10 protein-coding genes are annotated in these 10,834 nt (G+C 69.0%); all 10 read left to right on the top strand.

Annotated features, from left to right (window positions below):
* Nucleotides 1–177 precede the first annotated feature (177 nt).
* On the top strand, nt 178–1,800 hold the full coding sequence (gene bshC, locus HOP12_16360) for a bacillithiol biosynthesis BshC (protein ID NOT35715.1): 1,623 nt from the start codon (nt 178–180) through the stop codon (nt 1,798–1,800).
* A 49-nt stretch (nt 1,801–1,849) separates the two neighbouring features.
* Nucleotides 1,850–2,572 (top strand): bacillithiol biosynthesis deacetylase BshB1, encoded by a 723-nt coding sequence (bshB1, locus tag HOP12_16355; protein NOT35714.1) that lies wholly within the window; start codon nt 1,850–1,852, stop codon nt 2,570–2,572.
* Entirely contained in the window at nt 2,569–3,837 is a 1,269-nt protein-coding gene (gene bshA / locus HOP12_16350) for an N-acetyl-alpha-D-glucosaminyl L-malate synthase BshA (protein ID NOT35713.1), read from the top strand. Before bshB1 ends, bshA begins: the two co-directional genes overlap by 4 nt.
* Before the next feature lie 48 nt (nt 3,838–3,885).
* A complete protein-coding gene (locus HOP12_16345; GenBank protein NOT35712.1) occupies nt 3,886–4,923 on the top strand; it encodes a dipeptide epimerase in 1,038 nt (345 codons plus the stop codon).
* Nucleotides 4,920–6,359, top strand: coding sequence for a hypothetical protein (locus tag HOP12_16340; protein NOT35711.1), 1,440 nt, complete (start codon nt 4,920–4,922; stop codon nt 6,357–6,359). The genes HOP12_16345 and HOP12_16340 overlap by 4 nt, the downstream gene beginning before the upstream one ends.
* A complete protein-coding gene (gene rsgA / locus HOP12_16335) occupies nt 6,356–7,333 on the top strand; it encodes a ribosome small subunit-dependent GTPase A (protein NOT35710.1) in 978 nt (325 codons plus the stop codon). The genes HOP12_16340 and rsgA overlap by 4 nt, the downstream gene beginning before the upstream one ends.
* Before the next feature lie 51 nt (nt 7,334–7,384).
* Nucleotides 7,385–8,605: a threonine synthase gene (locus HOP12_16330; GenBank protein NOT35709.1), complete on the top strand. Its 1,221-nt coding sequence runs from the start codon at nt 7,385–7,387 to the stop codon at nt 8,603–8,605.
* Nucleotides 8,598–9,941: a nodulation protein NfeD gene (locus tag HOP12_16325; GenBank protein ID NOT35708.1), complete on the top strand. Its 1,344-nt coding sequence runs from the start codon at nt 8,598–8,600 to the stop codon at nt 9,939–9,941. Before HOP12_16330 ends, HOP12_16325 begins: the two co-directional genes overlap by 8 nt.
* A gap of 2 nt (nt 9,942–9,943) precedes the next feature.
* Nucleotides 9,944–10,711, top strand: coding sequence for a slipin family protein (locus HOP12_16320; GenBank protein NOT35707.1), 768 nt, complete (start codon nt 9,944–9,946; stop codon nt 10,709–10,711).
* 25 nt (nt 10,712–10,736) lie between these two features.
* Nucleotides 10,737–10,834 (top strand): epimerase (locus HOP12_16315; GenBank protein ID NOT35706.1); only part of this gene is annotated, 98 nt, incomplete at its 3' end.

The following is a 10,834-nucleotide window of genomic DNA, read 5'->3' as shown; positions in this document are numbered from 1 at the left end:
GGGTGGGCGCACGGCGCGCCGCGAGGTGCGCGCGGCAGCGGCGCCGACACGCTCTGCGGCCGTGACCGCACGCGGCACGGTTCCTACTATCCTCGACCGCATGCGCACTCACGTCCGCCTCACCCGGTCGCGTCACGAATCGCGAAGCACGCGAGTCGTTCCCACAGCTCGAACGCGGTGCCTCTGACCACCGGCACCGGGCTGATTGCGCGCATCGAGATCGGAGCGGATCCGCGTCTCGATCGGCTGCGCGACCCGTTCTCGCAGGCGCTGCTGACGCGCGCGCCGCTCGCGCAGGCCCGCTACGCAACGCACTGGGCCGACACCGACGCGTTGCGCAGGCTCGCGGAGTCCAAACGCGCTCCGCTCGATCCCGCTCTCGCGACCGAGTTGCGCGCTTATCACGAGCGCCTCGGCGCCGGACCCGCCTCGCTCGCGAACCTCGAGCGGCTGGCGCGCGGCGAAGCGGTCACCGCGATCAGCGGACAGCAGCCGGCGCCGCTCGGCGGGCCGCTCTACGGCCTGCACAAGACCGGTGCGACCGCCGGTCTCGCGCGACGCGTGACGGCGCGCACCGGTGTGCCGTGCGTGCCGATGTTCTGGACCCATGCCGAGGACTCGGACTTCGAAGAGATCCGCGGCGCAACGGTCGGCGATGCCGGTCTCACGCTGCATGATCTCGCGCTCGACGCGAGCAGTCACCACGATGGAGGTCTGGTCGGCGCGATCCCGGTCGCTCCGGTGGCTGCGTTGATCGAGTCGGCGGCCACGTTCTGGGACGGCCTGCCGTCGGCGTCCGCAGCGCTGGCGTTGGCGCGCGGCGCGCTGGCGCTCGCGCGGGATCTCGGTGAACTTCAGAGCGCCCTGCTGCTGGCGGTGTTTCGAGACGTCGGGCTGGTGGTGGTCGATCCGCGCCTGCCGGCCTTTCGAAGCGCTGCGCGTCCTGTGATCGAGCGCTACCTGGAGCGCGCCGAGCGCGCGAGCGAGCAGGCACGCGCTGCGGGTGAACGCCTCGAACGTGAGACCGGCCGCCGTCCGCTCGTCGACGCTTCTTTGGATTCATTCCTGTTCGCGATCGAGGGCGATCGGCGCCACAAGCTCTCGCTCGCGGATGCGCGCGCGTCCGCTGCGACGCAAGTGCTCACGCCCAGCGTGGCACTGCGGCCGGTGGTGCAGGACGCGGTGCTACCGACCGTCGCGATGGCGTGTGGTCCCGGCGAGCTGGCGTATCTGGCGCAGCTGCGCGAAGTGTTCGAGTTGCTCGAGGTGCACGCCGCCGTACCGGTGCCCCGTTACGGCGCCACCTGGTTGCCGGCTGCCGCGCGCGAACTGATCGCGGCCGCCGGCGCGGATCCCTGGGAGGTCGTCACGCACACCGATGCGGTGGTGCGCGGACTCGGTGAGTCGCGGATTCCCGAATCGCTGCGGGCTTCGCTTCGGGACGCGCGAGCCCGGGCCTCAGCCGAGCTCGAACGCGTCGCCGCCGAGAGCCGCTCACTCGAGCCGAGCCTTCCGCAGATGGTCGAGTCGGCGCGCGGTAAGGTCGACTTCCAGTACGCCCGGCTCGAAGAGGGGTTTGCCGCCAAGGCGCGGCACCGCCTCGAGCGCGAGCATCCCGAGTGGGGACGCCTGCGCTACTACCTGGCGCCGGCGGACAAGCTGCAGGAACGCCGCCTCGCCTCGCTCGAGCCGCTCGCCTACCGTGGCATCGCGGTCGGCAATGAGCTGGCGGCACTCTCGGAGGAGCACGCCGCACGTCTCGAACAGGGGGTGGCATGCCACGACTTGATCGCGTTGTGATCGCGGGGTCGCTGCTACGCCGTCGATCGGCGCAGGCGTGGAGGTCGGCATGAGCGAGCTCGACGCGCTGTTTTTCGGCGCGCATCCCGACGACGTCGAGATCGCGGGCGGTGGTTATGCGGCGCAGCTCGCGGCGCGCGGATTCGGGGTCGGGATCGTCGACCTGACGCGTGGCGAGCGTGGCAGCCGCGGAGATGTCGAGACGCGTGCCGCGGAGGCTCGAGAGGCGGCACAGGTGCTCGGGGTCGGAACGCGAGTCACACTCGGCTTGCCCGATCTGGGCCTTGACGCCTCCGATCCGGCTCAGCTGCGCGCGGTGGTCGAGTGCCTGCGCCAGTACCGTCCGCGCCTCGTGGTGGCGCCCGAGCATTCGGATCCGCATCCGGATCACGTCGAGGGCTCGCATCTCGTGACGCGCGCGTGCTACGTCGCCGGCCTCGCGCGCGCCGACGGCAGCGGCGAACGCCATCGGCCGCGGCGGCTGCTGTACGCGTTGCATCGTTCCACCCGATTGCCGCATCTGGTGATCGACGTGAGCGACACGTTCGAGCGCCGGGTCGATGCGCTGCGGGCCCATCGCAGTCAGCTGAGCGGTGGCTCCGGACCGCAGACGTATCTGACGCACCCGGAGTTCATCGCCGAGCTCGAGTCGCGCGCGCGAGTCTTCGGTGCTTCGATCGGGGCCCGATTCGGCGAGGGCTACCGGATGCGCGGACCCGTACCGCTCGATTCTGGAGAAACGCTGCTCGGCCGCGTGGAGGCATCCCGATGAGCAACTCGAGAGTCAGGCGCCGCGCAGCGACGCCGCAGCGGAAAGGCATTCGTAAGCGTGTCGCGAGCGCCGGCCGCGTGAGTGTCGGCCGCAGCGCGCGACGGGTCGGTGCCCACCCGACTTCGGCGCCGTGCGTCAAGCTCGGACGCAAGCCGCGCAAGATCGGAATCGCCTGCTACGCGCACTTCGGAGGCAGCGGTGTGGTCGCAACCGAGCTGGGTCTGGCGCTCGCGCGGCGCGGCTACGAGGTGCACTTCGTCGCGCATCATTTGCCGTTTCGACTCCGCTCGTTCCGCTCCAACGTGATCTTCCACGAAGTCGCGACCGCGACCTATCCGGTGTTCGACCAGGATCCGCTCTCGCTGCTGCTCGCTTCCAAGCTCGCGGACGTGACCGAGAACTACGATCTCGACGTGCTCCACGTTCACTACGCGCTGCCGTTCTCCGCCAGCGCCTATCTGGCCCGGCAGTTGGTACTGCCGCGCCAGATCGGCGTCGTCACGACGCTCCATGGCACCGACATCACGGTCGTCGGTATCGAGCCGGCGTTCTTCCGCATGACTAAGTTCAGCATCGAGTCGAGCGACCGGGTGACGGCGGTGAGCCAGTACCTGAAGGAGCGGGCCGAGGAGAGCCTCGGCATTCAGCGACCGATTGAGGTGATCTACAACTTCGTCGACCCCAAGGTGTTCCGGCCCGGACGGCCCGGCAGCCTGCGGCTGGCGCCGGCCCACGTCGGCGTGATGATGCATGCCTCCAACTTTCGTCAGGTCAAGAACATCCCGGCCGTCATTCATGTATTCGCAGAAGTGAGGCGACGGATTCAGGCCAAGCTGGTGATGATCGGCGACGGCCCGGAACGCTCGGCAGCCGAGGCGCTGGCGCGAGAGCTGGGCGTTCACCGGGACGTCCTGTTCCTGGGAAATCAAGACTCCATGGAGGAATTGCTCCCACTTGCCGATGTCTTCCTATTGCCGAGCTCCTCGGAGAGCTTCGGGCTCGTGGCCCTCGAGGCGATGAGCGCGGAGGTCCCGGTGGTCGCCTCGGACGTGGGAGGGATCCCCGAAGTCGTTGAGCACGGAAAGACCGGCTTCCTTCACGCGCCGACGGATCTCGCGGGACAGGTGGCGTCCACGCTCAAGCTGCTGACCGATGAGCGCCTGCGAAAGGCGATGGGTCGGCGTGGGCGGCGGGTCGCGCGTGATCGATTCAGTGAGGACGAGATGGTGGATCGCTACATCGCGGTGTACGACTCGATGATCTGATGCGCTCCGAGCCCCGAAGTCCGGCGCTGTCGCGCACACGGAGGTCCCATGCGACTCACGCATGAGCCGCTGCCGGTCGAGACCGCATTCACGTTTCGCATCGCGCACGGCGAGAAGCGCCGCCACGACAACACGCTGGTGCGCGTTCAACACGACGGGATCGAGGGGGTCGGCGAGGCCTCGCCGTCTCACTACTATGGTGAGTCTCCTGCGCTGGTCGCGCAGGCGCTCGAGGCCTGGGCGCCCCACCTCGGCGAAGATCCGTTCGCGCTCGATGCCATTCACGCGCGACTCGACGGCGTGCTGCAGGGCCACGGTTCGGCGCGCGCGGCGCTCGACATGGCGCTTCACGACTGGATCGGGCGCCGGCTCGCGCAGCCGGTCTGGAAGCTGTTCGGGCTCGATCCCACGCGGGTGCCGCTCTCGTGCGTGACGCTGGGGATGGCCGAGCCCGCCGAAATGGATCGCAAGCTCGAGACCCTGGTCGAGTTCCCGCGTCTCAAGGTCAAGCTCGGTGCCACGGGCGACGTCGAAAATCTGCGGCGAGTTCGCGCGCACTACAAGGGTGCGCTGCAGGTCGATGCGAACGCAGCGTGGTCGCCGGCCGATGCCGTGCGCGTGTTGCGCCAGATCGAGCCGCTCGGCATCGACCTGGTCGAGCAGCCGGTCGCTCGTGGTGACCTCGACGGGCTGCGCTGGGTGCGTGAGCGTTCGGGGATCCCGGTGTTCGCAGACGAGAGCTGTCATCACCTGCGCGACGTGGGGTTGCTCGCCGGGCGCGTCGACGGCATCAATCTCAAGCTCATGAAGACCGGCGGCCTCGGCGAAATGCGCCGCATGATCCACGCCGCACGCGCATGCGGTCTCCAGGTGATGCTGGGCTCGATGGTGGAATCGAGTCTCGCCCTGTCCGCGGCTGCGCAGCTCGCGCCGCTCGCCGACGTGCTCGACCTGGACGGTCACTGGCTGCTGGCGGCCGACCCGTTCGACGGCGCGCCGCGCGAGCGCGGACGCATCGAGTTGAGCGAGCGCCCAGGACTCGGCGTCGAGCCCGTCGCCGCGTTCACCACGCCGAGCCGCGCATGAGCATTCGGCTGCGGCTGTATGTGTCGAGCGTGGTGCTGCTGTCGCTGGTCCTGTTCGCGCTCACCGCCCCGCCGGCGATGGTCACGCACTGGGTCCACTACCTGGTGTGGACCGGGGTGTGCGTCGTCGCCGAGATGCTGTGGATGTCGACGCCCTCGGGCAAGGCCACGATCAGCATGGCCTCGGCCGCGAATCTCGCGGTGCTGACGCTGTGGGGGGTGTGGCCCGCGATGTTCGCGGTCGGAGTCAGCACGCTGATCGCGAACGTCGTGCTGCAGCGCCGGCCATGGGTGCGTGCGCTGTTCAACTTCGGTCAGACCGTGATCATGACCTGGAGTGCGGCCCAGGTGATGCAGCTGCTCGGTCATCCGCACGACGGCCTCGCCGGCGGCGGCCGCATGACGCTCGCCGAGTGGGACGCGATTCACCTGATGCTGGTGATGCTGGCGGGCTACGTCATGTACCTGGCGCTCAACCGCGCCCTCGTCAGCATGGCGGTCGCGTGGTCAACCGACCGGCCGTTCCTCAAGGTGCTGCGCGAGGACTGGATTCATCGCGAGCACCTCATGAACGACGCGGCGCTGTTCTTCTCCGGTCCGCTCGCCGTGATCGCGTACGGCAGCGTCGGTTACGTCGGGCTGGTGCTGTTCTGGGCCCCGCTCCAGATGACCTACGAGACCTACAAGCGCTTCGTCGACCTGCAGAAGGCGCAGGATCAGATGGTGCGCTCCGAGCGCATGGCGGCGAAGGGCGAAATGGCCGCAGAGATCGGGCACGAGCTGCGCAACCAGCTCGCCGCGATCAGCGGACGCGCCCAGATCCTGCTGCGCGACGCGCAGCGAAGCACCTACGAGAACGTCGAGCGCAACGCCCAGATCATCGTTGATCAGTCGAAGCGCATGAAGGTGATGGCCGACGGCCTGTATCAGTTCTCGCACGCCGAACTGAAGCTCGAGTCGGTCGACCTGAACGCGCTGCTGCAGAACTCGATCGAGCTGGTGCGCGCGCAGAACCGCTTCGACGGTGTCGAGTGGGAAACGCGCTTCGCGCAGCCCGGCCCCACGCTGCGCATGGATCCCGGCCAGATCCAGCAGGTGCTGCTGAACCTCATGATGAACGCGGCCGACGCGATGCGCGAGAACGGCGTCGCACGCCGCTGCATCACGGTGCGAAGTGAGATCGACGAGCGCGATCGCACCGTCCGCGTCTCGGTCGCCGACAGCGGACCCGGCATTCCTCCGCACGTGATGGGCAAGCTGTTCGAGCCGCACTTCACGACCAAGGAAGACGGCAACGGATTCGGACTCTCGGTTTCGTATCGAATCGTCTCCAATCATGGTGGGCGCATTCAGCCGTCGAACCTGCCGGATCGCGGCGCCTGTTTCACGCTGACGCTGCCGCTCGAGGGCCTCAGCGGCTGGGCCGGAGCCGCGTGACGGAAGCGCCGCACGACGCGGGGTGCGTAGGGGCGGTGGTGGTGCGGGTGGACTTCGGCGGCTGCGTGCTGCGTACCGACGACGGCGTCCTGCACTCGGCGACGGTGGCGGGGCGCGTGCGCGGACGTCGCAAGGCACTCGGCAATGCCATGGTGGTCGGCGACCGCGTGAGCTTCGAGCCCGGTCGCTCGGGCGGCGACGAAACGCAGGCGGTGGTGGTCGCCGTCGCGCCACGCCGCAACTTGTTCTCGCGGCGGGCGCCCGGGCACCGCGCGGTCGAGCAGGTGGTGGCGGCGAATCTCGATCAGGTGCTGGTGGTCGCTTCGCTGGTCGATCCCGAGTTCAAGCCCGGATTCGTGGATCGCGTGCTCGCGCAATGCGCCTTCGCCGGACTTCCGGCGCGACTGGTCGTCAACAAGGCGGATCTCGGCGCTCCGGCTGCGTCTCGAGCACTGCTCGAAGACTATGCGCGCGCCGGCATCGAGGGCCACGTCGTGAGCGTGAAGCAGCGCCACGGTCTCGAGGCGGTGCACGAGGTTTTGCGCGGTCGCCGCAGCCTGTTCGTCGGTCACTCGGGGGTCGGCAAGAGCTCGCTCCTCAATGCACTCGAGCCCACCTTCGAGCTGCTGCTGGGTGAAGTGAACGCGCGCACCGGCAAGGGCCGGCACACCACGACGGCCGCACTTCTGCTGCGCCCCGAACCCGAGGTCGAGCTGATCGACACACCCGGCGTGCGTGCGTTCGGACTGTGGGGTATCGATCCCGAGCAGCTGATCGACTACTTCCCGGAGTTCGCACCGTTTCGCGGTGGTTGCCGATTCGCCGACTGCCGCCATGCCACCGAGCCGGGCTGCACGATCCGTGCGTCGCTGGCGGACGGCGCGATCTCGCGCCGCCGCTACGACTCGTTTCTCAAGCTGAGGGAAGAGCTGAGAGACGAACTGGGACACGAGCGGCCTCGCGCCTCGCGCTGATTCGCGGCCCCGGAGTATGCTCCGCGCCTCATGAGCACTCCCGGTCTCGCGATGAACCCGCGGCTGATCGCGTTCGAGTGCCTCGCGTGCGACGCGAGCACCGCGCCCGGGGCGCCCCATACGGTGTGCGCTCGGTGTGAGCAGCCGCTGGTGGCGCGCTATGACCTGGCGCGCCTGCGCGCCGAACTCACGCCGGCGAGTCTCGAGCGTCACGGCTCGGACCTGTGGCGCTACCGCGCATTCCTGCCGTTCGCGGCCGATGCGCCACTGGTGCGTCTCGGCGAAGGTGGAACGCCGCTGCTGCCGTGTCCGCGCCTCGCCGAGAGCTGCGGGGTCGCCGAGTTGTGGCTCAAGGACGAGGCCGCGAATCCCACACAGTCCTTCAAGGCGCGCGGGCTCGCGCTGGCCGTCAACGGAGCGCTCGCGTTCGGATGCACCGGTATCGCGCTGCCGAGCGCCGGCAATGCGGGCAGCGCGGCAGCGGCTTACGCCGCCGCGGCCGGCATGCGCTGCCGGGTCGCGATTCCCGACGAGACGCCCGAGGCGATCCGGCTCGAGCTGGAGGCGTTCGGTGCCGACGTGCTCGTGGTGCCCGGCACGATTGCGGACGCGGGCCGCGCACTCGCCAGCTGGGCGCCGGCACCGGAGTGGTGGAACGTCTCGACGTTTCGCGAGCCGTACCGGCTCGAGGGCAAGAAGACGCTCGGCTGGGAGATCGCCGAGCAACTCGGCTGGCGACTGCCGGACGCGATTTTCTATCCGACCGGCGGCGGCACCGGGCTGGTCGGCATGTGGCGGGCGTTCGCCGAGATTGCGCAGCTCGGCTGGGCGGAGTCGTCGCCCGTCCCGCGCCTCGTCTCGGTGCAGGCGCGCGGTTGCGCGCCGATCGTTCGCGCATTCGAGCACGGCCGAGACCACGCCGAGCCGTGGCTCGACGCCGTCACGGTGGCGAGCGGCCTGCGCGTACCTTCGCCGTTCGCGGATCGGCTCATCCTGCGAGCGCTGCGTGACACGCGCGGTACGGCGCTCGCGGTGAGCGAAGAGGATCTGCTCGACGGCATGCTCGACCTGTCGCGCCACGAAGGCTGCTTCGCGTGTCCCGAAGGCGGCGCGACGGTCGCAGCACTGCGAGCGCTGCGAATCAGCGGGGAGATCCGCGCCGATGCGCGCGTGGTGATCTTCAATACCTCGAGCGGCCTCAAGTATCTCGAGGCGTGGCGCGCGGCGGGTGCCCGACTGCGCGCGTCGGCAGGAGTGCCGCTCCGTGCATAGCCCGCGCGCAGTCCGCGTCGCGCTGCGGTGGGGAGCGCTGACGATCGCCTTGACCTTGGGCGGGGTATGCGCGGCAAGCCTTGCGAGTGCCGCGGGCCCTGAGACGCCGCGGCCGGGCGGCCCGACCGTGCTCGTGACTCGCCTCGAAGGCCCGGTCTCGCCGGTGATGGCGGAGGTGCTGCACCACGCCATTGCGCGTGCGGTGCGGGACCATCACGCGGCACTGGTGCTCGAGCTCGACACGCCGGGTGGACTCGAGACCAGCATGCGCGCGATGGTCAAGGATCTGCTGGCGTCCGAGGTGCCTGTGATCGCGTGGGTCGCACCGTCGGGCGCGCGCGCGGCTTCGGCGGGAGTCTTCATCGTGATGGCGGCCGACGTGGCGCTCATGGCGCCCGGCACCAACATCGGCGCCGCGACGCCGATCAACCTGCAGGGCCCGATGGACTCGACGCTGGCCCGCAAGGCGACCAACGATGCGGCCGCGTTCGCGCGCACCATTGCGCTTCAGCGCGGCCGCAACGCGGCATGGGCCGAGCGTGCGGTGCGCGAAGCCGTGGCGGTCGACGAACGCGAAGCGGTGCGCCTGGCGGTGGTGGACACGCTGGCGGCGACGCTCGACGAAGTGTTCGCTCGCGCGAACGGGACGCGCTGGGCCCGCGGCGACCGGGTGCGCGTCCTCGAGCTGAGTGACGCGCGGGTGGTGAGGTTCGATCCCGGCTTCCGTCACCGGTTGCTCGCGCTGCTGGTCGAACCCAACGTCGCCTATCTGCTCATGATGATCGGCTTCTACGGCATCCTGTTCGAACTCCAGAACCCGGGTGCGATCCTGCCGGGGATCGTGGGTGGGATCAGTCTGATCCTGGCGTTTCTCGCGCTCTCGGTGTTGCCGGTCAATCTGGCCGGAGTGGCGTTGATCGTGCTCGCCATGGTTTTCTTCCTCGCCGAACTCAAGGTCGCCAGTCACGGACTGCTCGGTGCGGGTGGGATCCTCGCACTGGTCCTCGGCTCGCTCATCCTGTTCGACGGAGGCCCGGTGTTTCGGGTCGCGTGGCCGGTGATCGGGGGGGCGACGCTGGTGACGCTGACATTCTTCGGCGTGGTGATCGGCGCGGGGTTGCGCGCTCAGAGGGGACGCGTCACCACAGGGGCTCCCGGCATGATCGGTCGGCGCGGCGTAGCGCTCGAGGAGTTGACGCCGCAGGGACGAGTGAGAATCGGAGACGAAATCTGGTCGGCGCACGCCGCAGCCGCGGTCGCGTCCGGTGCGCCGGTCGAGGTGGTCGGCATCGAGGGATTGGTCCTGCGCGTGCGCGGGGTAGCCCAGGAGGGATAGCGATGTACGGAGCGGGATTGGGTCTGCTGGTGTTCGTGGTCGTGTTCGGATTGATCATTCTGTTCAACTCGGTGCGCGTGGTGCGCGAATACGAGCGGCTGGTGGTGTTCCGACTCGGCCGACTCAGTGGAGTGCGCGGACCGGGGTTGATCCTGTTGTTCCCGATCGTCGACCGGGCGGTCAAGGTGGGGCTGCGCACCGTCGCGATGGACGTTCCCTCCCAGGACATCATCACCAAGGACAACGTGTCGGTGAAGGTGAACGCGGTCATCTACTTCCGCGTGATCGACGCCTCACAGGCGATCGTGCAGGTCGAGAACTACCTGTACGCCACGTCTCAGATCGCTCAGACCACGCTGCGCTCGATCCTCGGCCAGCAGGAGCTCGACGAACTGCTGTCGGAGCGCGAACGCCTCAATCAGGCACTCCAGCAGGTGATCGATCGCCAGACCGAACCGTGGGGCGTCAAGGTCTCGACCGTCGAAGTGAAGAACGTCGACCTGCCTCAGGAGATGCAGCGGGCCATGGCGCGCCAGGCCGAGGCCGAGCGCGAGCGCCGCGCGAAGGTCATCAACGCCGAGGGCGAGTACCAGGCGGCGGCACGACTGTCCGAGGCCGCTGCCGTGATGTCTCGTGAGCCGGCGGCACTCCAGTTGCGCTACCTGCAGACCCTCGCGGAGATCGCGACCGAGAACAACTCGACCACGATCTTCCCGGTGCCGATCGACTTCCTCCGCGCGTTCATGGGCACCATGGAGCGCAAGCCCTGACGACCCATCGAGTCGTGGTTTCGCCATGAGTGAGCGGACCGTGGTGCTGGCGGGCGCCAGCGGATTGCTGGGTCGCGCGCTGGCGGCGCGGCTCGCCGCGACCGGCGCCGCGGTGATTCGGCT

The organism is Candidatus Eisenbacteria bacterium, assembly GCA_013140805.1.
GTDB lineage: Bacteria > Eisenbacteria > RBG-16-71-46 > RBG-16-71-46 > RBG-16-71-46 > JABFRW01.
This window is presented reverse-complemented; position numbering and strand designations above follow the sequence as displayed.